This window comes from Streptomyces sp. CNP082, assembly GCF_059570535.1.
In genome coordinates this window covers 15144-41547 of the sequence record NZ_JCANSZ010000008.1, presented here as the reverse complement: position 1 = coordinate 41547, position 26404 = coordinate 15144, and the positions used below count along the sequence as shown (strand labels likewise).

24 protein-coding genes and 1 tRNA gene are annotated in these 26404 nt (G+C 72.7%); 5 read left to right on the top strand and 20 right to left on the bottom strand.

The features are described from left to right. Positions 1 to 398: 398 nt before the first annotated feature. From B124_RS09720 to B124_RS09695, 6 genes are all read right to left on the bottom strand, one after another. On the bottom strand, positions 399 to 1259 hold the full coding sequence (locus tag B124_RS09720) for a DegV family protein (protein WP_496502316.1): 861 nt from the start codon (positions 1257 to 1259) through the stop codon (positions 399 to 401). A gap of 159 nt (positions 1260 to 1418) precedes the next feature. Continuing rightward, a complete protein-coding gene (locus tag B124_RS09715; RefSeq protein WP_496502315.1) occupies positions 1419 to 2195 on the bottom strand; it encodes a hypothetical protein in 777 nt (258 codons plus the stop codon). Positions 2196 to 2565: 370 nt separating this feature from the next. Beyond that, positions 2566 to 5421 (bottom strand): leucine--tRNA ligase, encoded by a 2856-nt coding sequence (gene leuS, locus B124_RS09710; protein ID WP_496502314.1) that lies wholly within the window; start codon positions 5419 to 5421, stop codon positions 2566 to 2568. A gap of 257 nt (positions 5422 to 5678) precedes the next feature. After that, a complete protein-coding gene (locus B124_RS09705; RefSeq protein ID WP_026276023.1) occupies positions 5679 to 5912 on the bottom strand; it encodes a hypothetical protein in 234 nt (77 codons plus the stop codon). Positions 5913 to 5915: 3 nt separating this feature from the next. After that, on the bottom strand, positions 5916 to 6098 hold the full coding sequence (locus B124_RS09700; protein ID WP_496502313.1) for a hypothetical protein: 183 nt from the start codon (positions 6096 to 6098) through the stop codon (positions 5916 to 5918). A 68-nt stretch (positions 6099 to 6166) separates the two neighbouring features. Next, positions 6167 to 7666: an MFS transporter gene (locus tag B124_RS09695; RefSeq protein ID WP_496502312.1), complete on the bottom strand. Its 1500-nt coding sequence runs from the start codon at positions 7664 to 7666 to the stop codon at positions 6167 to 6169. Positions 7667 to 7773: 107 nt separating this feature from the next. Here B124_RS09695 and B124_RS09690 point away from each other — a divergent pair, with 107 nt between their 5' ends. Further along, positions 7774 to 8697 carry a helix-turn-helix transcriptional regulator gene (locus tag B124_RS09690; protein ID WP_496502454.1) on the top strand — a complete coding sequence of 308 codons (924 nt, stop codon included), beginning with the start codon at positions 7774 to 7776 and terminating at the stop codon, positions 8695 to 8697. A 411-nt stretch (positions 8698 to 9108) separates the two neighbouring features. Here the strand turns inward: B124_RS09690 and B124_RS09685 are convergent. The 6 genes from B124_RS09685 to B124_RS09660 all read right to left on the bottom strand — a co-directional run bounded on the left by B124_RS09685 (position 9109) and on the right by B124_RS09660 (position 13000). After that, positions 9109 to 9181: transfer RNA gene (locus tag B124_RS09685), tRNA-Ala, on the bottom strand. A gap of 100 nt (positions 9182 to 9281) precedes the next feature. Next, a complete protein-coding gene (locus B124_RS09680; RefSeq protein WP_496502311.1) occupies positions 9282 to 9917 on the bottom strand; it encodes a histidine phosphatase family protein in 636 nt (211 codons plus the stop codon). Next, positions 9910 to 10341 (bottom strand): ribosome silencing factor, encoded by a 432-nt coding sequence (gene rsfS, locus B124_RS09675; RefSeq protein WP_496502310.1) that lies wholly within the window; start codon positions 10339 to 10341, stop codon positions 9910 to 9912. Before rsfS ends, B124_RS09680 begins: the two co-directional genes overlap by 8 nt. 100 nt (positions 10342 to 10441) lie before the next feature. Next, entirely contained in the window at positions 10442 to 12127 is a 1686-nt protein-coding gene (locus B124_RS09670; protein WP_496502309.1) for an LCP family protein, read from the bottom strand. 97 nt (positions 12128 to 12224) lie between these two features. Beyond that, positions 12225 to 12824 (bottom strand): nicotinate-nucleotide adenylyltransferase, encoded by a 600-nt coding sequence (nadD, locus tag B124_RS09665; protein WP_496502453.1) that lies wholly within the window; start codon positions 12822 to 12824, stop codon positions 12225 to 12227. After that, positions 12821 to 13000, bottom strand: a complete 180-nt coding sequence (locus B124_RS09660; protein WP_496502308.1) for a hypothetical protein — start codon at positions 12998 to 13000, stop codon at positions 12821 to 12823. Before B124_RS09660 ends, nadD begins: the two co-directional genes overlap by 4 nt. 249 nt (positions 13001 to 13249) lie before the next feature. Between B124_RS09660 and B124_RS09655 the strand changes: the two genes are divergently transcribed. After that, on the top strand, positions 13250 to 14326 hold the full coding sequence (locus B124_RS09655) for a M48 family metallopeptidase (RefSeq protein WP_496502307.1): 1077 nt from the start codon (positions 13250 to 13252) through the stop codon (positions 14324 to 14326). Positions 14327 to 14475: 149 nt separating this feature from the next. Here B124_RS09655 and B124_RS09650 read toward each other — a convergent pair whose 3' ends face one another. From B124_RS09650 to proB, 5 genes are all read right to left on the bottom strand, one after another. Then, the gene (locus B124_RS09650; protein ID WP_496502306.1) at positions 14476 to 15561 is read right to left on the bottom strand and encodes an SCO2583 family membrane protein; all 1086 of its coding nucleotides are present in this window, start codon (positions 15559 to 15561) and stop codon (positions 14476 to 14478) included. Positions 15562 to 15728: 167 nt separating this feature from the next. After that, positions 15729 to 16220, bottom strand: coding sequence for an SCO2584 family spore wall biosynthesis protein (locus tag B124_RS09645; protein ID WP_496502305.1), 492 nt, complete (start codon positions 16218 to 16220; stop codon positions 15729 to 15731). Positions 16221 to 16415: 195 nt separating this feature from the next. Next, complete coding sequence (locus B124_RS09640) at positions 16416 to 17723, bottom strand: glutamate-5-semialdehyde dehydrogenase (protein WP_496502304.1); 1308 nt, start codon at positions 17721 to 17723, stop codon at positions 16416 to 16418. Positions 17724 to 17903: 180 nt separating this feature from the next. After that, positions 17904 to 18389: a DUF8830 family protein gene (locus B124_RS09635; protein WP_496502303.1), complete on the bottom strand. Its 486-nt coding sequence runs from the start codon at positions 18387 to 18389 to the stop codon at positions 17904 to 17906. Positions 18390 to 18637: 248 nt separating this feature from the next. Next, on the bottom strand, positions 18638 to 19711 hold the full coding sequence (proB, locus tag B124_RS09630; protein ID WP_496502452.1) for a glutamate 5-kinase: 1074 nt from the start codon (positions 19709 to 19711) through the stop codon (positions 18638 to 18640). A 373-nt stretch (positions 19712 to 20084) separates the two neighbouring features. Between proB and B124_RS09625 the strand changes: the two genes are divergently transcribed. The 3 genes from B124_RS09625 to B124_RS09615 all read left to right on the top strand — a co-directional run bounded on the left by B124_RS09625 (position 20085) and on the right by B124_RS09615 (position 24105). Continuing rightward, on the top strand, positions 20085 to 22199 hold the full coding sequence (locus tag B124_RS09625; RefSeq protein WP_496502302.1) for a hypothetical protein: 2115 nt from the start codon (positions 20085 to 20087) through the stop codon (positions 22197 to 22199). Positions 22200 to 22508: 309 nt separating this feature from the next. After that, positions 22509 to 23084 (top strand): IS607 family transposase, encoded by a 576-nt coding sequence (locus B124_RS09620; protein ID WP_496502301.1) that lies wholly within the window; start codon positions 22509 to 22511, stop codon positions 23082 to 23084. After that, positions 23065 to 24105: a hypothetical protein gene (locus B124_RS09615; protein ID WP_496502300.1), complete on the top strand. Its 1041-nt coding sequence runs from the start codon at positions 23065 to 23067 to the stop codon at positions 24103 to 24105. The genes B124_RS09620 and B124_RS09615 overlap by 20 nt, the downstream gene beginning before the upstream one ends. On the opposite strand, the gene obgE is transcribed toward B124_RS09615, so the two are convergent. The 3 genes from obgE to rplU all read right to left on the bottom strand — a co-directional run bounded on the left by obgE (position 24102) and on the right by rplU (position 26316). Further along, positions 24102 to 25541 carry a GTPase ObgE gene (obgE, locus tag B124_RS09610; protein ID WP_496502299.1) on the bottom strand — a complete coding sequence of 480 codons (1440 nt, stop codon included), beginning with the start codon at positions 25539 to 25541 and terminating at the stop codon, positions 24102 to 24104. The two genes, B124_RS09615 and obgE, sit on opposite strands and share 4 nt — an antisense overlap. Before the next feature lie 180 nt (positions 25542 to 25721). Next, positions 25722 to 25979 carry a 50S ribosomal protein L27 gene (gene rpmA, locus B124_RS09605; protein WP_496502298.1) on the bottom strand — a complete coding sequence of 86 codons (258 nt, stop codon included), beginning with the start codon at positions 25977 to 25979 and terminating at the stop codon, positions 25722 to 25724. 13 nt (positions 25980 to 25992) lie between these two features. Continuing rightward, positions 25993 to 26316, bottom strand: a complete 324-nt coding sequence (rplU, locus tag B124_RS09600) for a 50S ribosomal protein L21 (protein WP_496502297.1) — start codon at positions 26314 to 26316, stop codon at positions 25993 to 25995. Positions 26317 to 26404 lie beyond the last annotated feature (88 nt).

Sequence of the window (26404 nt, the reverse complement as noted above, 5' to 3'; positions counted from 1 at the left end):
CGACCCGCCGGGGCCGCTCTCCCGCCCCCTTCGGGGGAAAGTGCGGGGGGTCCTTGCTGGACCAGCGGAGCCGCGGTGGTGGTTCGCCGGGCGGGCGGCGGGAGCGCGGGGGCGGGGGCGTGAGCATCGTCGTTGCTCTGTGCCGCAGCAGCTCCCGCGGCGTGCGCGGGGCCGCCACCGCCGCCACCGCATCCCGCCGCGGGGGCGCCCCGCGCGCGGCCCTTCCCGGCCCGCCCGCCGCCGCGCTCCCGCGCAGGCGGCGCCGTCGCGGCCCGTGGCGGCCCGGTCCCCTGGTCTCCGTACGTGCGCTCATGACCCGAAGGTACGAGCCCCGCCCCCACCCTCGGCGATCACCGGCAATTCCTGTGGATAACTCGCCAGTTGTGGACAACCCGCGGCTACGCGCCGCCCCGCCGCGACACCACCGCGCCCAGCAGCCCCGGCCCCGTGTGCGCCCCGATGACCGCGCCCACCTCGCTCAGATGCAGCTCCCCCAGCCCCGGCACCCGCTCCCGCAGCCGGTCCGCCAGCTCCGCCGCGCGCTCCGCCGCCGCCAGGTGGTGCACCGCGACGTCCACAGGTCCCGGCCCCGCCACCGCCCGTTCGAGCACCAGCTCCTCCAGCCGCAGGATCGCCCGGCTCGCCGTACGGACCTTCTCCAGCAGCTCGATCCGCCCCTCGTCCAGCCGCAGCAGCGGCTTGACCGCCAGCGCCGAGCCCAGCAGCGCCTGGGCGGTGCCGATCCGGCCGCCCCGGCGGAGGTAGTCCAGGGTGTCGACGTAGAAGAACGCCGACGTGCCCGCCGCCCGCCGCTCCGCCGCCGCCACCGCGTCGTCCACGCCACCCCCCGCCTCCGCCGCCTCAGCGGCGGCGATCGCGCAGAAGCCGAGGGCCATCGCCACCATCCGGGTGTCCACCACCCGCACCGGCACCGGCGCCTCCTTCGCCGCCAGCACCGCCGCGTCGTACGTCCCGGAGAACTCCGCCGACAGATGCAGCGACACGATGCCCCCCGCGCCCGCCTCCGCCGCCTTCCGGTACGTCTCCGCGAACAGCGCCGGGCTCGGCCGCGATGTCGTCACCGGGTTCCGTTTGCGCAGCGCCTCCGCCAGTGAGCGGGCGGAGATCTCGGTGCCCTCCTCCAGCGCCCGGTCGCCGAGGACGACGGTCAGCGGGACGGAGATGATGCCGTGCCGCCGCATCGCCTCGGGCGGCAGATAGGCCGTGGAATCGGCGACGATCGCGACATCGGGGGACATGGCCCAGACCCTACTGGGCTCGCGGAACACCCCGCATCCGAGGGCCCGCACCCGTGCCCGCGCACCAAGCGGGCCGCCGAGGTCACGCCGGGTGCCCAGCCCCCGGACAGCCGGCTCCGGCCCCCGGACAGCAGCCCCCGGGCAGCGGGACCGGCAGTGCTACGCCGACTCCGGTTTCCGCATCTTGTCGATCTTCGACAGCAGCGCCTGGAAGGCGTCCTGCCCCTCCGCCGTCCCGCCGGACGACAGCGCCGGCGGCTGCTTCGGCGACCTGCCCGCGCCGTCCGAAGGCCGCCTGTCCGCGCCGGACGGCACGCCGTCCGCGGCGCCCGCGGGACCAGAGGCACCCGGGGCGGCCCCAGCCGCCTCCGCCTCCTGCTCCGCCGCCGGCGTCCAGTGCCGCAGCGCCCCCGTCTCCAGGTCGATCTGCGTGGTCAGCGCGTCCAGCCCGTCCCCGTCCTCCGCCGTGTGCCGCGCGCGGTCCTGCGCCGCCCAGCGCAGCGAGTTCGCCGACTGCACGATCCGCTCCGCGCGGCTGCGCAGCTCCGGCAGCCGCTCCGCGACGCGCGACTTGTCCGGCTCCCGCTCCAGGTGCCGCAGCTCGCCGTCGACCTGGCGCGCGTACTCGTGGAGCCGGTCCAGCAGGCCGATCGACTCGCGCAGTCCGGGGTCGCCCTGCACGGCGTGCTCCAGCTCGCGGCGGGTGGCGTCGATGGAGTTGCGCAGGGAGAGCCGCAGGCCCGCGATGTCGCCGGCCGCGCCCGGCTGCACCGCGCGGCGGGCCTTGAGCGTGGTCTCCTGGACCGTTCTGCGGGTGTCGGCCACCGTGCGCTCGACGCCGCGCTTGACCGCCCGCGTCGCCTTCACGGTCAGGACCACGCCCGCCGCGACACAGAGCACGAAGAACAGCGCCAGCAGGGCGACGACGACGTCCATCGTCCTCCTCCTTCGGTGGGATTCCCCGCCTTCAGGCGGGGGGCAAAACCGATCTTGAGACACGGGCGGCGCGAAGCGTTACGGCTCCGCTACAGTGTGTGCCCTGCCCACGGGCAGCGGTCAGGGCTTGGCCGTCATGAGGCTCCACCGAGCCAAGTGAGAAGCCACCTCGTTCACGGGGTGGAGGAGTCACGAGGTCTGCATCCCTCCATCACGGGCAGCGCAGGCCGGGGCGGCCACGGCAGGCGGTCTCCCTCCAGCCTACGGGTACGGAGCAGGCCGGGCGGCCCCATCAGGCCCCCCGGCCTTCCCGGAATCATCCCTTAGGGAACGCTTCGGCCCCTGGACCCGGCCCCAGCGCCCCGCGCGCTCAGATGACCACGTTCACCAGCTTCGGCGCCCGTACGATCACCTTGCGGACCGGTGCCCCGCCCAGTGCCCGCTGCACCGCCTCGTCCGCCAGCGCCGCGGCCTCCAGCTCCGCCTCCGCGATGTCGGGCGACACCTCCAGCCGGGCCTTGACCTTGCCCTTGACCTGCACCACGCACGTGACCGTCTCATCGATCACGTACCGCGGATCGGCGACCGGGAACGGCGCGTAGACCACGGTCGTGTCGTGCCCCAGCCGGTGCCACAGCTCCTCGGCGACGTGCGGCGCCAGCGGCGCGACCAGCTTCACCAGCACCTCGGCGACGCTCCGCGGCACCGAACGCAGCTTGGTGACGTGGTTGTTCAGCTCCGTCACCTTCGCGATGGCGGTGTTGAAGCGCAGCCCTGCCATGTCCCTGGTGGCGCCGTCGACGGCCTTGTGCACCGCCCGCAGCGTCTCCTCGTCGGGCTCGGCGTCCACGACGGTGACGGCGCCGGTCGACTCGTCGACGACGTTGCGCCACAGCCGCTGCAGCAGCCGGTACTGGCCGACGACCGCGCGGGTGTCCCAGGGCCGGGAGACGTCCAGGGGGCCCATCGCCATCTCGTACAGCCGCAGCGTGTCCGCCCCGTACTCGGCGCAGATCTCGTCCGGAGTGACGGCGTTCTTCAGGGACTTGCCCATCTTGCCCAGCTCGCGCCGGACCCGCTCGCCGCCGTACCAGTAGCCGCCGTCGCGCTCCTCGACCTCCGCGGCGGGCACCGGGAAGCCGCGGGCGTCGCGGTAGACGTACGCCTGGATCATGCCCTGGTTGAACAGCTTGTGGAACGGCTCGGAGGACGAGACGTACCCCAGGTCGTACAGCACCTTGGACCAGAAGCGGGCGTACAGCAGGTGCAGCACGGCGTGCTCGGAGCCGCCGATGTACAGGTCGACGCCGCCGTGCGGCTTGCCCTCTGCCGGGCCCATCCAGGCGCGCTCGACCGCGGGGGCGACCAGCCGCTCGGCGTTGTGCGGGTCCAGGTAGCGCAGTTCGTACCAGCAGGAGCCGGCCCAGTTGGGCATGGTGTTGGTCTCGCGCCGGTAGCGCCGCGGGCCCGAGCCGTCGCCCAGGTCCAGGGTGACGTTCACCCAGTCCGCGTTGCGCGACAGCGGGGTCTCGGGTCGGCTGGCGGCGTCGTCCGGGTCGAAGGTGCGCGGGGAGTAGTCCTCGGCACCCTTCACCTGAGGGAGCTCCAGCGGCAGCATCGACTCGGGCAGGGCGTGGGCGATGTCGTTCTCGTCGTAGACGATCGGGAAGGGCTCGCCCCAGTAGCGCTGGCGGCTGAACAGCCAGTCGCGCAGCCGGAAGCTGACGGTGCCCTCGCCGACGCCCTGGGCCTCCAGCCAGGCGATGATCTTCCGCTTGGCCTCGGCCACCTCCAGGCCGTTCAGGTCGATGCCCTCGCCGGCGGAGTTGATCGCGGGTCCTTCGCCGGTGAACGCCTTGCCGTCGAAGTCCGCCGGCGGCTGCACGGTGCGCATGATGGGCAGTTCGAAGACCTCGGCGAACGCCCAGTCGCGCGCGTCCTGCCCGGGTACGGCCATGATGGCACCGGTGCCGTAGCCCATCAGGACGTAGTCGGCGATGAAGACCGGGACGCGGTCGCCGTTGACGGGGTTCAGCGCGTACGCGCCGGTGAACACGCCCGTCTTCTCCTTGGCCTCGGCCTGCCGCTCCACGTCGGACTTGGCGGCGGCCTGCACGCGGTACGTCGCCACCGCCTCCGCGGGCGTGGCGTGCCCGCCGGTCCACACCTCGTGGGTGCCCTGCGGCCAGCCGGCCGGGGTGATCGCGTCGACCAGCGGGTGCTCGGGCGCCAGCACCATGTAGGTGGCGCCGAACAGGGTGTCGGGGCGGGTGGTGAAGACCGAGATGTGCGCGTCCTCGTGGCTGTCGACCGGGAAGTCGACGCGGGCGCCCTCGCTGCGGCCGATCCAGTTGCGCTGCTGCAGCTTGATCGCCTCGGGCCAGTCCAGCTCGTCCAGGTCGGCCAGCAGCCGGTCGGCGTAGGCGGTGATACGCATCATCCACTGCCGCAGATTCGCCTTGAAGACGGGGAAGTTGCCGCGCTCGGAGCGGCCGTCGGCGGTGACCTCCTCGTTGGCCAGCACGGTGCCCAGGCCGGGGCACCAGTTGACCGGCGAGTCGGAGGCGTACGCCAGGCGGTAGCCGCTCAGCACCTCGGCGCGCTCCTCGGACGTCAGCTCCGCCCAGGGCCGCCCGCCGGGCGTCTCGCGCTTGCCGGTCTCGAACTGCTCGACCAGGGTGGCGATCGGGCGGGCGGCGCCGGCCTCCTCGTCGTACCAGGACTCGAAGATCTGCAGGAAGATCCACTGGGTCCACTTGTAGTAGTCCGGGTCGATCGTGGCGAACGACCGGTCCGTGTCGTGCCCCAGGCCCAGCCGGCCCAGTTGGCGGCGCATGGAGGCGATGTTCGCCTCGGTGGTGACGCGGGGGTGGGTGCCGGTCTGCACCGCGTACTGCTCGGCAGGCAGGCCGAAGGCGTCGAAGCTCATGCTGTGCAGCACGTCGTGGCCCGTCATCCGCTCGTAGCGGGCGAAGACGTCGGTGGCGATGTACCCCAGCGGGTGGCCGACGTGCAGACCCGCACCCGAGGGGTACGGGAACATGTCCATGATGAACTTCCGGGGCCGGTCCGACGCCGCGGCCGTGTCAACCGCGTAGGTGCCCTCACGCGCCCAGAAGTCCTGCCAGCGTGCCTCGATCTCGGCGGCCAGGGCCGCGGTGTAGCGGTGCGGTGCCGTCGGCGGCACCGACTCGGTGGCGGCGGCGGTGGTCGTCTCGCTGCTCATCGTCCTCAAAGCTCCTGGTGGTCTCTGCCTGCGGTCCGGATGCGGAAACGAAAAATCCCCTCGCACAGGAGGGGACGCCGCGCTGAGTGTTTCCTGCCGTCAGCGCGGCCCGCTAAGCAGAAGGCGTCGGGCACGCATGGGGTCAGGGTATCGCAGCCCGGAGGGGGCCGAGTGAAGCCGAGGGGATTCGAACGCCTGACCCTTTACGTGCCGCGTGCCCGCTCTGCCGGACGGGCCGTACCGACGGCCCCGGGCAGTCAGGCCGTCGCGAACGAGTAGAAGCGCTTGAGCGTGCAGTGCTCGTCCAGCAGCCGGCCGTAGATCGGCTCGCCCTCCAGCTCCCGGTACGTCTCGATGGGGTCACCCTTTATGATCAGCGCCCGCGCGCACTCCTCGCACCAGTACTGGTAGTCGGGGTTGAGCGGCTCCATGTCGCGCACGATGGGGGTGCCGTTCCCGCACCAGTCGCACTTCCTGCTGTGTGCTCCCATCACTCAGCTCCAGCTATGGCCGCAGGCCGTGCACACATAGGAAACTCCGCCGTTGTCACCGAGCACCTGCGCGACGTGCGCAGAACCGCAGGCCGGACAGTGCAGGGCGGAGGCGCAGGAGGCGCCGTACGCTCCCGGCCGGCGGGGTTCGGCCGCCGGCTGCCTCCCGGTGGCGCACGAAGGCATCTCGCAGCCCTCCCTTCGGCTTCCGCCCTGTGAGGATGCTGTGATTCTGCCACGCGCGAGCCGGGCGGTCAGCGCCGATACCGGTACCGAACCCCCGCAAGCAGCCCGAGAACCCCCACACCGGCCAGCGCGAGGGAGGCGTCCCAGGTCGCGTCCGCGGAACTCTGCGCCGTCAGCGCGCCCACGCGCTCCAGGTACAGGGTGCCGATCGTCGCCACTCCGATGAGGCCGCCGAGCTGGGCGGTGGTGGTCAGCAGGCCGCTGGCGTGCGGCGCGTCCTCGGGGCGTACGAGCGCGAGTGCGCCGGTCAGGCTGGGGCTGAAGGCGAGCGCCAGGCCGAGGCCGACGCCGGTCAGCGCGGCGTAGAAGCCGGGGCCGCCGTCGCCGCCGTCGCGCATCGACATCCCCACGGCCAGGAACGACACCGTGAGCGTCGCGAAGCCGGTCGGCACCAGCGCCGGGCGCAGCCGCTCCGGGAGCCGCTGCCAGGTCAGCCCGGCGACGCCGAAGGCGGTGGCGGTCGGGACGAAGGTCAGCCCCGCGCGCAGCGCGCCGAAGCCGAGCCCCGACTGCAGATGCAGCGCCATGACGAACATGAACGCGCCGTTGAGCACCATCGCAAGCCCGGCGCGCACCACGGCCACGGGCATCCCCGGCGCACGCACCACGCGCGGCGGGAACAGCGGCACGCCCCCGCGCCGGCCCAGCATCGACTCGTACGCCGCGAAGGCAGCCGCCGTCACGACGCTGCCGCCCAGCATGACCCAGCCCCAGGCGGGCCAGTCCAGTTCCTGGCCGAGCACCAGCGGCACGGTGAACAGGGTCACCGCGGCGGCCAGCAGGAGCAGCCCGCCGCGGTCGAGCGCGCCCCCGTAGACCGGGCCGCCGCCCGCCGCGGCCCGCGGCTCGTCGCGCGGCAGCAGCCGGGCGCCGAGCGCGAGCAGGGGCAGGCCCACGACCACGTTCACCAGGAACACCGGGCGCCAGCTCCAGCCGAACAGGTCGGCGCTGACCAGGACGCCGCCCACGATCTGCCCGGCCGCCGCGCCGGTGGCCAGGACGGCCGAGTAGACGCCGAGGGCCCGGACGCGCTCGGTCCCGGTGAAGGTGCGCTGGATGAGGCTGAGCACCTGCGGGATCATCGCCGCCGCGCCCGCGCCCTGCACCAGCCGGAACGCGATGAGCTGGCCGGGGGTGGCGGCCAGCCCGCAGGCGAGCGAGGCGGCGGTGAAGAGCGCGAGCCCGCCGAGGTACATGCGGCGGTGGCCGAGCATGGCGCCGAGCCGGGCGCCGGTGATCAGCAGCACGGCGTACGAGATGACGTACCCGGCGATGATCAGTTGCAGCTCGGCACCGGAGGTGCCCAGGTCGGTGCGCATGGTGGGGGCGGCAACGTTGACGATGAAGACGTCGAGCAGCGCCATGAACTGGCCGGCGAGGACGACGCCGAGGAGCCAGCCGGTGCGTATGCCGGGAGCGTTGTCAGTGCCGGGCGCTTTACTGGAGGCATCGGCGGTGCCGGCCGTCCGGGCGCCGCCGACCTGGGAGGTCGTGGTGGTGTCAGGCATACCGCGAGCATCTCCCGGGTTCTGTACTGGTAATGAGAGCCTGCCGATGCTGGTACTGACAGCACCTGGCACGGCGGGCCGAGCACCCCGACCCTGGGGAGATGAGCATGACGACGACGGCGAGCGGACGCCGCCGGCCGGAGCTGGCCGCCTTCCTGCGCAGCCGCCGGGCGCGGATCACCCCGGCGGACGTCGGCATGCCGCCGGGCCCGCGGCGCCGCACCCCGGGGCTGCGCCGCGAGGAGGTCGCGCAGCTCTCCGGCGTCGGCGTCACGTGGTACACGTGGCTGGAGCAGGGCCGGCGCATCAACGCCAGCCCCCAGGTGCTCGACGCGGTGGCCCGCACGCTGCGCCTCGACGCGATGGAGCGCGAGCACCTGTACCACCTGGCCGAGGTGCCGTACGCGCCCGAACCGGCCGCCGCCGTCCAGTCCGTCGGCCCGGAGGTGCGGGACATCCTGGGCGCCATGGACCTGCCCGCGGCGGTCTACAACGCGCGCTATGACGTGCTCGCCGGCAACGAGCTGTACGAGCGGATGTTCCCCGCCCTCCGCGCCGCCGGGCAGGGCGAACAGAACGTGCTGTGGCAGCTCTTCTCGGCCCGCGCCTGCTGCTGCGCGATGGTCAACCGGGACGAGGAGCTGCCGATGCTGGTGGCCACCTTCCGCGGGGCGTACGGGCGGCACATCGGCGAGCCGTCCTGGGAGCGGCTGATCCGCGCCCTGTCCGAGACGAGCGAGGACTTCGCGAGGATGTGGCGCAGCGGGGACGTGGCGCCCCCGGGCTCGCGCATCAAGGTCGTGCAGCACGCCTCGGTCGGCAAGCTGCGCTGCATATCGACGTCCCTGTCGATCACGGGCATACCGGAGACCCGGATCGTGGTCTACTCCCCGGCGGACGAGGCGAGCCGCGCCCTGCTCGACTGCCTGCGGAACCTCGCGGACCCCCTGATCGGCTGCCCGGCCCACGCCCGCCCGCTGTCGCAAGAGCGGGCCCGCCGCGCAGCCCTGAACAGCCCGGACCTGGGGTGAGCCGGCGGGGTGCGGGTCCCCCGGAGGCGCGGGTCCCCCGGAGGGATGGGTTCCCTGGAGGGATGGGTTCCCTGGAGGGATGGGTTCCCTGGAGGGATGGGTTCCCTGGAGGCGCGGGTTCCCCGGAGGGATGGGTTCCCTGGAGGGATGGGTTCCCTGGAGGGATGGGTTCCCTGGAGGCGCGGGTTCCCCGCAGAGACGGGTCCCCCGGGGGGATGGGGGTGCGGGGGCGAAGCCCCCGCCCGGCGCGGACGAAGTCCGCGCAGAAACGACAAAGGCGACCCGGTCCGCGCCTTCCGCGGACACACGCCGCCTATCGACGGGTGGGGGCGCGGGGGCGAAGCCCCCGCAGAAACGGCAAAGGCGACCCGGTCCGCGCCTTCCGCGGACACACGTCGCCTATCGACTTTGTGGAGCTAAGGAGAATCGAACTCCTGACCTCTTGCATGCCATGCAAGCGCTCTACCAACTGAGCTATAGCCCCGCGTGTTCCCTCGCCGTTCCCGGCGGGCGAACGAGCTAAAGCTTAGCGGGAAGTCGCCCGGAAACAAAAATCGGTTACCGGGAGGGGAGCCCGCCCCGCCTCACGTGTCGTCGCCCAGCACCGGCTCCGGCAGGCTGCCCGCGTTGTGCTCCAGCAGCCGCCAGCCGCGCACCGACTCCCCCAGCACCGACCAACTGCAGTTCGACAGCCCGCCCAGCGCCTCCCACGTCCGCGGCTCGATGCCCAGCAGCCGCCCGATCGTCGTCCGGATCGTGCCCCCGTGGCTGACCACCACCAGCGTGCCGGCATCCGCCAGCTTGTCGGCGTGCGCCAGCACCACCGGCGCCGCCCGGTCCGCGACCTCGGTCTCCAGCTCCCCGCCGCCGCGCCGCACCGGCTCGCCGCGCTTCCAGGCGGCGTACTGATCGCCGTGCCGCGCGATGATCTCGTCGTGCGTCAGCCCCTGCCAGACGCCCGCGTACGTCTCCCGCAGCGCGCTGTCGTACGTCACGTCAAGGCCCGTCAGCGACACCAGCTCCGCGGCTGTCGTGCGCGTGCGCACCAGGTCGGAGCTGATCATCGCGTCCGGCCGCAGCGCCGCCAGCAGCCGGGCGGCGCGCCGCGCCTGGAGGACGCCCGTCTCGGTCAGCTCGATGTCGGTCTGGCCCTGGAAGCGCCGCTCCAGGTTCCACGCCGTCTGGCCGTGCCGCCACAGGACGATCCGGCGGTCACGCATCCCGCCGGGCCCCGTCGCCGTGCGCCTGCGCGTACTCCTCGGCCCGGCCGCGGGTAGCCACCGCGTCCGGCGGCAGGCCGAGCTGCGGGCAGTCCTTCCACAGCCGCTCCAGCGCGTAGAACACCCGCTCCTCGGAGTGCTGCACGTGGACCACGATGTCCGAGTAGTCCAGCAGGACCCAGCGGCCGTCCCGCTCGCCCTCGCGCCGCACCGGCTTGGCGCCGCGCTCCTTCAGCAGCGCCTCCTCGATGCCGTCCACGATCGCCTTGACCTGGCGGTCGTTGGGCGCCGAGGCGAGCAGGAAGGCGTCGGTGATGGCGAGGACGTCGCTGACGTCGTACGCGACGACGTCGTGCGCGAGCTTGTCGGCGGCGGCCTGCGCCGCGGTGCTGACCAGGTCGATGGAGCGGTCCGTTGCGGTCACTGGCGGGGCTGTCCACTTCTGTAGGGAACTCGGGGTATCACTCTGGATACGTATTCCAGGATCTCACGCCAGTACGACAGCCCCGCGGGTCCCGGCCCAATCACCCCTCGTAGTCCTGGCCGAGGACGACCACCACGTCCGCGTTCGCCGGCGTCTTGCCCTTGACCACCGCCTTCTCCGGCAGCCCCAGCGTCTTGGCGACCTGCACGGCCTGCTCCTTCGCCGCCGCGTCCGCGTACCGCACCTCGGAGGTCACCGCCGGCTCCGCCGCCTGGCCGCCGTCGACGAACGTGAAGCCGCCGTTGACCAGCGCGACCTTCGCGTTCTCCGCCGGCTGCGCGCTGCCCGCGCCGTTCTGCACGCTGACCCGCGCCGCCGTGGCCCCCTCGGGGCTCTTGACCGTGCCGCCGAGGACGTCCTCGACGATCTTCTGCGTGGCCTGCTCGCCCGGCCGGCCGTCGCTCCCGACGGCCAGCGTCTCGGTCGCGTACGAGCCCTCCTTGGCCAGCTCCGACAGCGACGCCAGCGACGCGGCCAGCTCGGCCTCCGACAGGGACGGGTCGAGGACCATGCCCATGGACTTCACCAGGCCCTTGGCGCCCGCCGTGTCGCTCGGCAGGCTCTTCAGCACGGCCTGCATGACCTGTCCGAAGCGCTGCAACTGCGCCGTCTGCGGCTCGCCGTCCTCCTGGTGGGTGGCGTAGGCGATGGCCGCCTCGCCGTTGAGCTGGCGCTTGGGGCCCTTCTCGACCAGCGGTTCTTCGCCCTTCTTCGCCCCGGGCACGGTCGCGTCGGCGTCGAGGGTGATGCCGCCGACGCCCTCCACGAGGATCTCCAGGTACGGGGTGTCCAGCCGCCAGCTCCCCTTGATCTGAGAGCCCAGCAGCCCGTCGATCGCGTCCCGGGTGGCGCCGGCGCCCTGCTCGTCGACGGACTGGCCGAGGGTGGTGGCGGTGCCGTCGTCGCCGGAGACGGCGAGGTCGTTGGGGAGCAGCACGGTGGTGCCCTTGCCGGTGGTGGCATTGTTCACGAGCAGCGCCGTCGCGCTGCCGCCGCCGTCGGTGTCGTGCAGGTGCACCACGAGGGTGTCGCGCTTCTCCTCGCCCGCCGCCGCGGGCCCCTCCTCGCCGCCGGTGAAGGGAAGGCGGTCGGTGGCCCACAGGAAGCCGCCGCCGCCGAGCACGGCGATGACCATGACGAGCAGCAGCGCGACGCGGCGGTTACGGCCGCGGCGCTTGGCCTCCTCGCGGCGCTCGGTGCGGCTCTCGGTGAACTTCAGCCAGTCGATGACGTCTTCGGAGGACTCGGTCTCGTCCTCGACGAAGGAGAACTGCTCGGTGGCGTACTCCGGCGGCCGGGGGCCCGGCCGGCCCTGGCCCGGGGGCTCCCCCGGCGGGCGCTGCTGCGGGATGCGTCCCCAGTCGCCGTCGGGCACCACGGGCGTCACGGGCTGCTCGCCGGAGTGCGCGGCCGGGCCGTAGGGGTCGTAGTCGTAGTCGTATCCGACGGCCGGGGGCGGGGCCTGCGGGGCGTAGTGCTGCTGCGCCCGGGGGTGGGGCGGCCGGGCCGGGTAGGGGGCGTGGGGCTGCTGGGCGTGCGGCTGGGGGGGCGGCTGCTGGGCGTACGGGTCGTAGTCGTAGCCGTAGCCGGATCCCTCGCCGCCGGGGTCCTGGACGGCCCCCTGCCGGTCGTAGTCGTAGCCCTGCTGGCCGTACGGGTCGTAGCCGCGGGCGTAGGGGTCCTGGTACGGGTCGTGGCCCTGCGGGCCGCGGTATCCGTCGTTCACTGGTGCCCCTTCCATAATGGGCATCCCCGCCCATGGTTCCCCCCGTGCTTACCCTTCGCTCCCCGTGCGGCCCCGCCGTCCCTCCGAATCCTGCGCGTCAGTCCCCGTCCCGGTAAAGCCTTCGTTTGTTGATGTAGCGCACTACCCCGTCTGGCACCAAATACCAGACCGGTTCGTCCCGAGCCACCCGTTCCCGGCAATCCGTGGACGAGATGGCGAGCGCGGGAACCTCGACCAGCGACACCCTGCCCTCCGGCAGCCCGGGGTCGTGCAGGTGGTGACCCGGCCTGGTCACCCCGATGAAGTGGGCCAGCGAGAACAGCTCGTCCGCGCCCCGCCAGGTGAAGATCTGGGAGAGTGCGTCGGCACCGGTGATGAAGAACAGCTCCGCGTCCGGTTCGAGCTCGTGCAGCTCCCGGAGCGTGTCGATCGTGTATGTCGGGCCCTCGCGGTCGATGTCGATGCGGCTGACCGAGAACTGCGGGTTCGAGGCCGTGGCGATCACGGTCATCAGATAGCGGTCCTCGCGCGGCGAGACCACCTTGTCGCCCTTCTGCCACGGCTCCCCCGTGGGCACGAAGATCACCTCGTCGAGGTGGAAACGGGCGGCGACCTCGCTCGCCGCCACCAGGTGGCCGTGGTGGACGGGGTCGAACGTCCCGCCCATCACCCCCAGTCTTCGCTGCACCGCCGTCAGCGGTCCCGGTTGAAGCGGGTGGTGATGAAGAGCAGGAGCAGCAGGATGAACAGGGCGCTCCCGCCGACGAAGTAGGCGTTGAGGGTGGAGCCGTCGCTCTCGTGCTCGCCGCCACCGCTCCCGGATGCGGAGGCGAGGGTCACGGCGAGGTCGTGGGCGGCAGTCAGAGCGCTCATGGTCACTGTGGCCAATCCGTGTCGTCGGGTGGGCGTGCCTCGACATCGTAAGCGGGTCCGCGACAGCCTCCCACGCCGACTCCGCCATCGGGGGCGGCCGGACCCGGCGGCCGGACCGGCGCCCGGCAGGCCGCCGAGGTCACCGCCGGGTGCGGATGCCGTGACGAACCTGCTACGGAACTCCCGGCAGCGCCGGCCCGTTGTCGCACTAGCCTTGGGGGTCAGCCGTACGGGGAGGGGACGGACAGCATGCCTGAACTCAACAAGAACGTGCCGAGCCGAGAACGCAAGAGGTTCCCCGGCATCTCCTCGCGGGCGTACGAACACCCCGCTGACCGCTCCGCGCTCGTCTCGCTGCGCAAGCTCACCGGGTTCGACAAGGTTTTCAAGGCGATCAGCGGCATGCTGCCGGAGCGCTCGCTGCGGCTGCTGTTCCTCTCCGACTCGGTGCGGGTCGGCGACCAGCAGTTCCAGCACCTGCACGACATGCTGCGCGACGCCTGCTACATCCTGGACCTGGAGAAGGTCCCGCAGATGTACGTCAAGCAGGACCCCCAGCCCAACGCGATGTGCATCGGCATGGACGAGCCGATCATCGTCGTCACCACCGGCCTCGTCGAGCTGCTCGACGAGGAGGAGATGCGGGCCGTCGTCGGGCACGAGGTGGGCCACGCGCTGTCCGGCCACTCGGTGTACCGCACGATCATGCTCTTCCTCACCAACCTGGCCCTCGCGCTCGCCTGGATCCCGCTGGGCGCCCTGGCGATCCGGGCCATCATCGCCGCGCTGCTGGAGTGGTTCCGCAAGTCGGAGCTGTCCGCGGACCGCGCCGGGCTGCTCGTCGGACAGGACCTCGAGGCGTCGATGCGCGGGCTGATGAAGCTCGCCGGCGGCAACCACCTGCACGAGATGAACGTCGACGCCTTCCTCGAGCAGGCCGAGGAGTACGACGAGGGCGGCGACGTCCGCGACTCCGTCCTGAAGATCCTCAACGTGCTGCCCCGCAGCCACCCGTTCACCACCATCCGCGCCGCCGAGCTGAAGAAGTGGTCGGAGAGCCGCGACTACCAGCGGATCATGGACGGCCACTACCCGAAGCGCGACGAGGACAAGGACGCCTCCGCGCGCGAGTCCTTCCGCGAGTCGGCCAGCAGCTACGCGGACACCGTGAAGAACAGCAAGGACCCGCTGCTGCGGCTCGTCAACGACATCGCGGGCGGCACCGCCGACATAGGCGGCAAGCTCCGGGACCGCTTCAACAGCCGCGGCTCGTCCGGCTCCGCCCCGGCCGACGGCTCCGGCCCCTCGGACTCCTCGCCGAGCTGAGCACCGTCCCCCCTCCGCTCAGCGAGCAGCACCCACGGTCACACGGCGCCGCCGCCCCCTCGTCCCGGGGGCGGCGGCGTCGTCCGTACGGTGACCGCGGCCGTCGCCCGGTCCGTACGCCCGCATGACAGCCGCGCGGCACCCGCGTGCTACGACGCCTTCGCCGCCGGCCCCGTGTCCAGCACCCCGCACAGCGAGCCGCTCAACTGCCCCGGCGTCGCGAACGGGTTGGTGCCGTGCGGCGCCTTCTGCGGGGCCCGCTCGCCGGCGAGCAGGGGCCGCAGATACGCCGAGGCGTCCGCGGTGCACGCCAGCGGACCGGCGGTCAGCGCGGTCTCGGCCAGCTCCAGTTGCCGGTCGCGCAGGTCGTCGTGGTCGAAGCGGATGCGCACCTGGCGGCGCACGGTGAACAGCGACGCGTCCGCCCGCCCGGGTGAGTCGGCGGACGACTTCGCGGGGCGCAGCGCGTAGACGAAGACGTGGTCGGCGCTGACCTCCAGCTCCTCCTCGCTGACCTCCGCGAACGTCACCGCGCCGTCGACCCGTACGCCCCGGTCGGCCAGCCGCACGTGCTCGGGGTCGAAGCGGACCATCCAGCCGGTCGCGGCGTGCCTGCCGTCGTCGGCGGGGCGGGCGAGGCTCTGGTCGAACTGGCCGTGCTGCTGCGGGTCGAGCTGGACGCGTACGCCGCGGACGTTGCCGCCGGTGAGCGTGTCGCCGTCGACCGCGGAGGAGACGAGGTAGTCCTTGCTGGCGGTGAGGGCCTGGACGACCTGTTCCTCGGTGAAGTGGAGGGTCGCGTCGGGGTCCGGCAGCTCGATGCCGTCGGCGCCGGTGCCGAAGTCCGCGGCGGGGCTGCCGGCGACCAGCTCGCCGGGCTCGCCGCCGGGCACCGGGCCGTCGGGCGTCAGCGGGACGACGCTGCTGCGCAGCGGCGCCGCGGCGGGGGCGCCGGGCTGCCGGTAGGGGTGGCGTACACCCATGTAGATGGCGGTGCCGAAGGCGAGCGCGATGAGCAGGACGAGCACCAGGGCCTGCCGGGAGGCGCCGGGCCGCTGGGGGCGGCGGCTGCGCACGGCGGGGGTGTGGTCGCCGACGCGCTCGCGGGCGGAGTACTCCTCCAGGCGGGCAGCCTTGACGAACGCCTCATCGAAGACGATGGAGCGGTATTCGTCGTCTCCGCCTCCCGGGGCGCGCTCGGGTGTCCCGTCGGGCGGGCCTTCGTGCCCGGCCATATACAGAAGAGTAGGTCCGCACCGCGTCCCGTAAACCGGCGCGTCAACGCCAACTTGCCGCTGCGCCGGTGGGGGTACCGCCCACGCCCGCAGGGCGAAGGGGGAGGGTGAGGATCAATCGGGCGGAAGCGGTTGCCGCACATCGGTGGCTGCGGGCCGGTCCGGGGTCAGCGCGGGGTGAGCAGCGGCTCGCGGGCGCCTTCGCCGGTCGTGGCCGAGGGGCTGGAGCCGCCGGGGGGCGGGGCGTCGTCGCGCCCGTCGGGGCCGGAGCGGTACACCGCGGCGAAGGACAGCGCGACTATGCCGACGCCGAGGAGGAGGGCGAGCAGCAGGGCGACGGGGCGCTGCCAGTGCCCGTGGCCGCGGTACGGGCGCAGGGCGCCGCCGTAGGGGCCGTACGGGTCGGGGGCATCCGGGTCGTCCCAGCCGTCGTACAGCCGGTCGTCCTGCGCGGCGTCGTCGAGGACGGCCTCGGCCTGGGCGCGGGCCTCCGCGGCTCCGACCATGCGCTCCACGGCGCTGGGCTCGTGGAAGTGGGCAGAGCGGACGAAGTCCTCGTCGAGGACCACGGCGGCGAACTCTTCGTCCGCGCCTCCGTGGTGGTGGCTGTCGGGCTCGTCACCGTCGGCGTACGGCCTGCCCCCCACATCGTCCGGCACCCGACCAGCGTAAACCGGGACAGTCGGGATGCGCCAGGCAGTACGGGATTCGGGCGACGGGTCCCGGCCGCCGCCGCGGCCCCGCGCGGCAGGCGGGACGGGCCCCGGAAGGCGTCTGTACGGCCCTCTCGCGGCCCCGGGGCCGCTGCCCGGCCGTCAGGGCCCCAGCGGTCCGTTCGGCGGCAGGACCGCGGGCTACTGGCCCTTGAGCTGGCCGTCGCCGGTGACGACGTACTTCGTCGAGGTCAGCTCCGGCAGCCCCATCGGCCCGCGGGCGTGCAGCTTCTGGGTGGAGATGCCGATCTCCGCGCCGAAGCCGAACTCCGCGCCGTCGGTGAACCGGGTGGAGGTGTTCACCATGACCGCCGCGGAATCCACCAGAGCGGTGAATCGGCGGGCCGCGGCGGTGTCGCGGGTGACGACGGCCTCGGTGTGGCCGGAGGACCAGCGGCGGATGTGCGCCACCGCGTCGTCCAGGGAGTGCACCACGGCCGCGGCGATGTCGTACGACAGGTACTCCGTGGCCCAGTCCTCGTCGCCGGCGAGGGGCACCTCGACGCCGGCCGCGGCGCCCGCCTTCACCCAGGCGTCGTCGCCGTGCACGGTCACGCCCGCGGCGCCCAGGGCGGCGAGGGCGCGGGGCAGGAAGACGTCGGCGACGGCCTGGTGGACGAGGACGGTCTCGGCGGCGTTGCACACGCTGGGGCGCTGGGCCTTGGAGTTGACGAGGATCTTCTCGGCGAGGTCGAGGTCGGCGTGCTCGTCCACGTACACGTGGCAGTTGCCCGTGCCGGTCTCGATCACCGGGACCGTGGACTCCTCGACGACGGTGCGGATGAGGCCGGCGCCGCCGCGCGGGATCAGCACGTCGACCAGGCCGCGGGCGCGCATCAGCTCGTGTACGGACTCGCGGCTCTGCCCCGGCACCAACTGCACCGCGTCCGGCGGCAGCCCGGCGGCGGTCAGCGCGTCGCGCAGCACGGCGACGAGGGCGGCGTTCGAGGCGTACGCGGAGGAGGAGCCGCGCAGCAGCACCGCGTTGCCCGACTTCAGGCACAGGGCGGCGGCGTCCACGGTGACGTTGGGCCGGCCCTCGTAGATGATGCCGACGACGCCCAGCGGCACGCGCACCTGGCGCAGCTCGAGACCGTTCGGCAGCGTGGAGCCGCGGACCACCTCGCCGACGGGGTCCGGCAGCCCGGCGACGTCCCGGACGTCGGAGGCGATGCCGGCGATCCGCTCCGCGGTCAGGGTCAGCCGGTCGACGATGGCGTCGGAAACCCCGTCGGCCCGCGCCCGGGCGACGTCCTCGGCGTTGGCCGCGACGACGTCCGCGGCGCGCGCTTCGAGTGCGTCGGCGACGGCCAGCAGGGCGGCGTCCTTGGCCGCCCGGGGCAGCGGGGCGGTCATCGCCGCGGCGGTACGGGCGCGCTGGGCGGCCTGGCGGACCGGGGACTGGGTTTCGCTGCTCATGCCGAGCAGGGTAGTCGGCGGTGCCGGCATCGCGGACGGGCCGTATCACTCCGCGAGACGCGAGCACCGGCGGGTGCGTGCTCCCGCGCTGTACCCCCTGCGCGTGCGCCGGTAGCCGCCTGGGGGCGCGAAAGCTGCCACACGCGCCGGGGCGTACGCCCCCCGTGAACCCAGCGCCGCCCGGTGCCGCGCCGGATCACCCCCCGCGGCTCAGAACGGATGCACCCCCACCGGCACCGCCGGAGCCGGCCCGTAGCCGTCGGCGATGCGCTGGTGGTACGTCTCCCGCGCGATCACCTCCAGACCGACGATCTCCCACGGCGGCAACTGCGCCGACGCCCGGTGCTCCCCCCAGAGCCGCAGCGCCACGGCCGCCGCGTCGTGCAGGTCGCGGGCCTCCTCCCAGTAGCGGATCTCGGCGTGGTCGTTGGCGTAGCGGCTGGTCAGCAGGAACGGATGGTCGTGCGCCAGCCGCTCCAGACCGCTCCTGATCTCCTTCAGCGGGGCCTCGGGGCCTGCGACGCTCAGTGTGACGTGCCACAGCCGGTGGGCACCGGCCGCGGCGGGTCCGCCGGCGTCCGCCCCGGTCGCCGGCTCCTCCACGCTGCCCGTATGCCCACCTCCGGTCCCCTTGACGCTGGTCAGCGTCCGCTGTGCCGTTCCCCGGGGCACCGCCCCTGGACGCCCTTGTGTCACGGGCGGCCTCCTGAATACGAGTCTGCAACGGGCTGCGCGCCGCGGCAGCCCCATACAACAAAGTTGACCAGCCGACGCGCCCGCCCGTGGTGCTTTTGCCCAAGGTCTCTTCCGCGACACCGGTTTTTCGCGCGCCGCGCGCCGGTCTCACGCGGGCCGCGTCACCCGCCGGGCGTCACCCCTCTGCGGATGACATGCCGCCCGCCGCGCACGGGCGCCTCAGTTGTCGCCCACCCGCTCCGCGCGCCTCACTTGTCGAGCAGCACGAGGTCGTCCCGGTGCACGACCTCGCGCTCGTACGCCGGGCCCAGCTCTCTGGCCAGCTCACGCGTGGAGCGCCCGAGCAGCCGCGGCAGCTCCTCGGCGTCGAAGGCGACGAGCCCGCGGGCGACGGCCCGGCCCGCGGTGTCCCGCAGCTCCACCGGGTCGCCCGCGGTGAACCGGCCCTCCACCTCCTTGATCCCCGCCGGCAGCAGCGAGGTGCGCCGCTCGGTGACCGCCCGTACGGCGCCGTCGTCCAGCACCAGCGCACCCTGCGGGGTGGAGGCGTGCGCCAGCCACAGCAGCCGACCGCGGGCGCGCCGCCCGGTGGGGTGGAAGTACGTGCCGGTGGGCCGTCCGGCCAGCGCCGCGTCCGCGTGCACGGCGGAGGTCAGCACGACGGGCACGCCCTCGCCGGTGGCGATCCGGGCGGCCTCCACCTTGGTCGCCATGCCGCCGGTGCCCACCCCGGCCCGCCCCGCGGGCCCGAGCCGGACGCCGGCCAGCTCGCCGCGGTGGCGCACCTCGGCGATGCGTGAGGTGCCGGGGAGGGTCGGCGGGCCGTCGTAGAGGCCGTCCACGTCGGAGAGGAGCACCAGCAGGTCGGCGCGGGCCAGGTGGGCGACGAGGGCGGCGAGGCGGTCGTTGTCGCCGAAGCGGATCTCCTCGGTCGCCACGGTGTCGTTCTCGTTGACGACGGGCACCGCGCCCATGGCGAGGAGCTGCTCCAGGGTGCGCTGCGCGTTGCGGTAGTGGGTGCGGCGGCTCATGTCGTCGGTGGTCAGCAGCACCTGCCCGACCCGCCTGCCGTAGCGGGCGTACGAGGCGGTGTAGCGGGCCATCAGCAGCCCCTGCCCGACGCTGGCCGCCGCCTGCTGCCTGGCCAGGTCGCGGGGGCGCTTGCCGAGGCCGAGCGGCGCCAGACCGGCGGCGATGGCCCCGGAGCTGACGAGCACGATCTCCCGGCTGCCGTGCTTGGCCAGCGCGTCCACCAGCGCGTCGACTCGGTCCGCGTCCAGCCCTCCGGCCGCCGTGCTCAGCGAGGACGACCCCACTTTCACGACGACCCTGCGGGCATCCGCCGCGGCTTCCCGACTCGCCCCTGCCACCTGTTTACCCCTGCGCTTTCCCGGCCCGCGGCCCGTCCGTCCCCGTACCTTCGGACCTGCGAATCTACGCCACCGGCCGGCCTTCCTGCGGCGCCGTCCACGGTACGGACGGCCGCCGGGACCGCCGGCAACGACGCCGATCTCAAAAACGAAAAGGCCAAAGAGGCCCGCTACACGCATTTGCGCCCGATTGGCGGCCCATGCCGGGTGGAGAATTGTCTCGCGCCCCGTGAGCGTCATACGGTCTGGGGTCAACTCCCTACCAACCCCGGAACCACACACTCCGGGACCGCCCTCACCACGTTCCTGCCAGGAGTCAGCACCCGTGCCTTTCGCCGGTATCGCCCCCCGCCGCCGCGCCGTGCAGCTCATGGCGCTGACAGCGCTGCTCGCAGCGTATTGCGCGCAGCTCGTCGGGGCGCTCAAGCCCAACGTGCCACTGCTCGTCGCCGCAGCCGCCGGCGGCCTCGCCCTCGACCTCTATCTGCAGCACCGGCAGCCCGGGCTGCTCTCCCTGCTCAGCAGGGTCCGCTTCGACGTCATGGTCCGCCAACTGCTGCGCGACATGCTCATCCTCTTCGGCCTGCTGCAGATCGACGGCATCGAGCCGCTGCAGGAGCAGTCGCCGCTGACGGTCATGCTGCTCTCGACGTACCTGGTGCACTTCCTCATCCAGGGCGTCACGATCATGGTGCGCCGGGACCGTACGGTGCCGGTCGTCACCCGCAACGTCGACGTCTCCGCGCTGGGTCTCGCGCCCGCGCCGCCCCGGATCCTCGCCCGCCGCTCCAGCCACCGCCTGCTGTACCTCTCCGTGCCGGTCACGGTCGGGCTGCTGACCACCGCCGGCACCGCGGACGCCGTCTGGGGCATCCTGGGCCTCGGCATCTCGCTGGCGCTGAGCCTGGGCGGCGCCCTGTACCTGGCGACCTGGCTGCTGCCCGGCAAGCGCACCGTCGACGACCAGCGGGTACGCGAGTGGTTCGCCGAGTGGCTGCAGGAGTACCGCCCGACGGTCGGCCTCTACTTCTCCGGCGGCGCCACGTCCGCGTACCAGGCCAACATGTGGGTCTCCACCCTGGCCGCCCTCGACGGCAAGCCGCTGATCGTGCTCCGCGAGCGCTTCATGGTGCAGAAGATCACCGCCACCGACGTGCCGATCGTCTGCCTGCCCAAGGTCGCCGACCTGATGCTCCTGGAGCACTCGACGCTGAAGATGCTGCTGCACCCCGCGAACTCCGGGAAGACCTCGCAGGTGCTGCGCATCCCCACCATCAAGCACGCCTTCACCAACCACGGCGAGAGCGACAAGCTGTCGAGCTGCAACCCGTACGCCAAGGCGTACGACGAGGTCTGGGTCGCAGGACCCGCGGCCCGCGACCGCTACCAGCTCGCCGACATCGGCGTCGACGACCACGACGTGGTGGAGGTCGGCCGCCCGCAGCTCGCGCCGATCCAGCCGTACGCGGGCCCGCCGCCCGCCGACGGCCTGACCACCGTGCTGTACGCCCCCACCTGGGAGGGCTGGGACGGCAACCCCGGCAACACCTCCGTCGTGCTGGCCGGCGAGAACATCGTGCGCGAGCTGCTCGCCGACCCCGGGGTCCGGCTGCTCTACAAGCCGCACCCCCTGACCGGCTCGGTCGACCCGCGCGCGGGCGAGGCCAACCAGCGAATCCAGGCTCTTATTGCCGAAGCGAACGCCGCTATGGTCGCCGAGGCCGCCACGGGCGCCGAAAGCGAGGACGGCCGGGGCACGGCGCGGCCGGGGCCGGAGGCCGCCGCCGCGCTGGCCCTGGCGCAGGCGCGGCTCGACGAGCTGGCCACCACCTCCTTCCGTACCGGCGCCGACGAAATCGAGCGCATGCTCGTGCAGTCCTCCCCCGAGGCCGGCCGGGCCGAGGCCGTGCAGGCCGCGACCGCCGCCTGGGAGGAGGCGTACTGGGCCTCGCTGCCCGCGTGGGAGCACCAGGTCATCACCGACTCCCGCCCCGGCATCTACGCCTGCTTCAACGTCGCGGACGTGCTGGTCAGCGACGTCTCCAGCGTTATCTCGGACTACCTGACCAGCGAGAAGCCGTACGCGGTCGCCAACACCAGCGGTCTGACGGAGGCGGAGTTCAAGGCGGAGTTCCCGACCGTACGGGCCGGGACCATCCTCGGCCCGAAGGCCAAGCAGGTCCCCGCCCTCCTCAAGGCCGTCCGCGACCCGGAGCACGACACCCTGGTGCGGGCCCGCGCCGAGCTGAAGGAGCACCTGCTCGGGCCCTCCGACCCGCCGTCCCTGGTGCGCTTCAACGCCGCCGCGGTGGCGCTGTGCGCCAAGGCCGACGCACGCGCGGCACGCATGGAGGCGCGAGGGGAGTCCGATATCCCTTCACAGCGTCGGGACGCGGCCGAGGAGCTGGAGCTGGAGCCGGAGGAGCCGGCAGGCGTCTAGGCCGCGTCCCCGACACGGATCAGCTGACGGACGAGGACGCCGACGCGGTCGCGGAGGCGGGCTTCGACCCCGAGGAGGACCCGGACCAGGAGGAGACGTGAACGGCGGCGGCCCGCGGGAGCACATCCCGCGGGCCGCCGCCGTCGTTCGTCACGGCTCCCGTCTCACGTGTCAGTCGAAACTCAGGCGAAGGTCAGACGGCAGTAGTCGGTAGTCAGGCGGTAGTCAGGCGAAGGGGTGTCCATCTGTTGGTCTGGGAAGTCGGGTGAGTGAGCGTAACCATGTATGAGCGAGTGTCGTTGTCAGGGTGTGAATCTGACGGAGTGGGCGAAGACGCAGGGCGTGCATCCGCAGACCGCGTATCGCTGGTTCCGTGAGGGGACGTTGCCGGTACCGGCTCAGCGGGTCGGCCCGCGCACGATCCTGGTGAACATCGAGGCGAACACCGCGCCGGAAGCGGTTGGCGGTCTGGGCCTGTATGCCCGCGTCTCCTCTCATGATCAGAATGATGATCTGGAGCGCCAGGCAGCCCGGCTGACTCGCTGGGCCGCGGCCACCGGCCGTCCGGTGGTCCGGGTGGAGTCGGAGATCGCCTCGGGTATGAACGGTGCCCGCACGAAGGTGAAGCGGCTGCTGGCCGATCCGGCGGTGACCACGGTTGTCGTGGAGCACAAAGACCGCCTCGGCCGGATGAACGTCGAACTCGTTGAGGCCGCCCTGTCCGCGACCGGGCGGCGTCTGGTCGTGCTGGACGAGGGCGAGGTCGAAGACGACCTCGTGCAGGACATCGTGGACGTGCTGACGTCGTTCTGCACTCGCTTGTACGGGTGCCGGTCGGCGAAGAACCGCGCCAGGAAGGCACTCGATGCGGCTGAGCATGGCTGAGAGGAAGCAGGACCGGCAGATCGCCCGCCCGTTCGTCGCCGACGGGCCGTCCGGCGTTTCGATTCGGGACCGTCTCAAGGGCCTCACGCCCGAGGACGAGAAGGTGTTGCGGGCCGCCTGCGAGCACATGGGCCGTCTCGCTTCCGCTGATCTGGCCCGGCGCTGCCGTGACGGCCTGGACCACTCCACCGACACGTGGGCCGCCCGGAAGCGGGAGTTGACCGCCGAGTCCTCCTCGCGGTGGGCCGGTTCGGTCACCTCCCGCACCCACGACCAGTGGGGTCTTTCCCGCCGAGCCCAGCACCTGCACCTGGCGTCGCTGGACGCCGGTATCCGCACCCTGCGCCACCGCCTGTCCCTCCCGCTCGGCAACCCGACCGGTGCACCCCGGCGTTTCGACTACGACCTCAGCGGTTCGGCCAGCCATCGTGACGCCCAGCTCCGGCACGCCCTCACCCGCCTCCTGCACTGGGCGCAGGCGTGCGGAGTGCAGGCCATCGCGATCGAAGACCTGGACTTCACCGACTCCACAACCCGCGAGAAGCACGGCCGCAAGAAGAAGTTCCGGCAGCTCATCTCCGGCATCCCCACCGGCAAACTCCGCGCCCGGCTTCTGTCGATGTGCGCGGAAGCCGGTATCGGCGTGATCGCCGTCGATCCCGCCTACACCTCCAAGTGGGGCGCGGAACACTGGCAGAAGCCTCTGACCAGCAAGAAACGACAGACTTCCCGACACGCCGCCGCCTCGGTGGCGATCGGTAGGCGCGCCCTCGGGCACGCGATCCGGCGACGGACGACACCGCCCCGCCAGCACCAGAGCGATGCTGGCGGGCATCGGACCGCCCAGGCCGGACCACGTGACCAGCGGCGTGAGGAACCCCGCCCCCACGTCCCCGGACCACGCACGCGATGTGTGCAGCCGGACGCGGCAGGAAAGCGGGCGACCAGCGCATCCAAAACCGTTCGGAATGCGCCAGTTGGCCAGGTATGGGTCCAAGACTCACTCCTGCTCACTGATTAGGAACGGTCGAACTCCTCGTACTCCTCCTCCGCCCGCTCCGCCTCCCGCTCCCGGCGGCGCTGCGCGGCCGGGCGCGGGGCGTCGAAGCGGTGGTCCTCGCCGCGCCGGCCCAGCATCTCCGCGCCGGAGGCCATGGCCGGCTCCCAGTCGAAGACGACGGCGTCCTCGCCCGTGCCGATGACGACGTCGTCGCCGGGCCTCGCGCCGGCCTTGCGCAGTTCGTCCTCGACGCCCAGCCGGTTCAGCCGGTCCCCGAGGTAGCCGACGGCCTCGTCGTTGCCGAAGTCGGTCTGGCGCACCCAGCGCTCCGGCTTCTCGCCGGTGATGCGGAACAGCGCCCCGTCCGCGCCGCCCTCGCGGGCGACGGTGAAGCCGGCCTCGTCGACGGCGTGCGGGCGGATGACGATCCGCGTCGACTCCTGCCGGGGCCGCGCCGCGCGCGCCGCGGAGACGAGGCCGGCGAGCCCGTACGACAGCTCCTTCAGGCCCGTACGCGCGACCGCCGAGACCTCGTAGACCGTGAAGCCGCGCTCTTCGAGGTCGGGGCGGACCATCTCGGCCAGGTCGCGGCCGTCCGGGATGTCGGTCTTGTTGAGGACGACCACGCGCGGCCGGTCCTCCAGACCGCCGTACGCGCGCAGTTCCTCCTCGATGACGTCGAGGTCGCTGACCGGGTCGCGGTCGGACTCCAGGGTCGCGGTGTCCAGCACGTGCACGAGCACCGAGCAGCGCTCGACGTGCCGCAGGAACTCCAGGCCCAGACCGCGGCCCTCGCTGGCGCCCGGGATGAGGCCGGGGACGTCGGCCATCGTGTACGTCACGGCGCCGGCGGTGACCACGCCGAGGTGGGGGATCAGGGTGGTGAAGGGGTAGTCGGCGATCTTGGGCTTGGCCGCGGAGAGCACGCTGATCAGGGACGACTTGCCGGCGCTCGGATAGCCGACGAGCGCGACATCGGCGACGGTCTTCAGCTCCAGCACCACGTCGCGCGCGGTGCCCGGCTCGCCGAGCAGCGCGAAGCCGGGCGCCTTGCGGCGCTGCGAGGCGAGCGCCGCGTTGCCCAGGCCGCCGCGCCCGCCCTGGGCGGCGACGTAGGTGGTGCCGTGCCCGACGAGGTCGGCGAGCACCTCGCCGTCCCCGGTGCGGACGACCGTGCCGTCCGGCACCGGCAGGACGATGTCCTTGCCGTTGGCGCCCGCGCGGTCGCCGCCCTCGCCCGGCTTGCCGTTGGTGGCCTTGCGGTGGGGGGTGTGGTGGTAGTCGATCAGGGTGGTGACGTTCTGGTCGACGGTGAGGACGACGTCCCCGCCGTGGCCGCCGTTGCCGCCGTCGGGGCCGCCGAGCGGCCGGAACTTCTCGCGGTGTACGGAGGCGCAGCCGTGTCCCCCGTTGCCCGCGGCCACGTGCAGGGTGACGCGGTCCACGAAGGTGGTCATGAGGGTGTGCCTCCCGGCGGTGAGGAGCGGTCGGGGCTCGGGTATGCCGTACGGCACGCTCGTGCCGTACGACATCGTGGAACGCGCCGAGGGCGGCCCGGCTTCCCCGCACGCCGTCCGTGGCACGTGCGGAGCGGCGGACCGCCCTCGGATCAGATGTGTGGTGTCCGGAGCCGGAGCTTACTCGGCGTCCTGCACGATGTTCACGACCTTGCGGCCGCGGCTGGTGCCGAACTTGACCGAGCCGGGGATCAGCGCGAACAGCGTGTCGTCGCCGCCGCGGCCCACGCCCGTGCCCGGGTGGAACTTGGTGCCGCGCTGCCGGATGATGATCTCGCCGGCGCCGACGACCTGGCCGCCGAAGCGCTTGACGCCGAGCCGCTGGGCATTGGAGTCGCGACCGTTCCGAGTGGACGATGCGCCCTTCTTGTGTGCCATCTCTCCTCAGTCCTTACTTCGCGGCCGGCGCGGGGATCTCGGTGATCTTCAGCGCGGTGTGCAGTTGGCGGTGACCGATCCGCTTGCGGTAACCGGTCTTGTTCTTGTACTTCAGGATGTCGATCTTGTCGCCCTTGTGGTGGTCCACGACCTCGGCCTGGACCTTCACACCGTCCAGGACCCAGGGGTCGCTGGTCACGGTCTCGCCGTCGACGACGAGCAGGGTGGAGAGCTCGACGCTGTCGCCGACGCTCTTGCTGGCCAACCGGTCTACCTCGATGACGTCGCCCACAGAAACCTTCTGCTGGCGGCCGCCGGTGCGCACGATCGCGTACACGCGCTTCAGCTCTCTTTCTCATCGCGACGGAGACCCCTGATGCCAGCCGCCCGGCTGGAGCGCATGGGATGAGCGGCCTCTCCCGCCG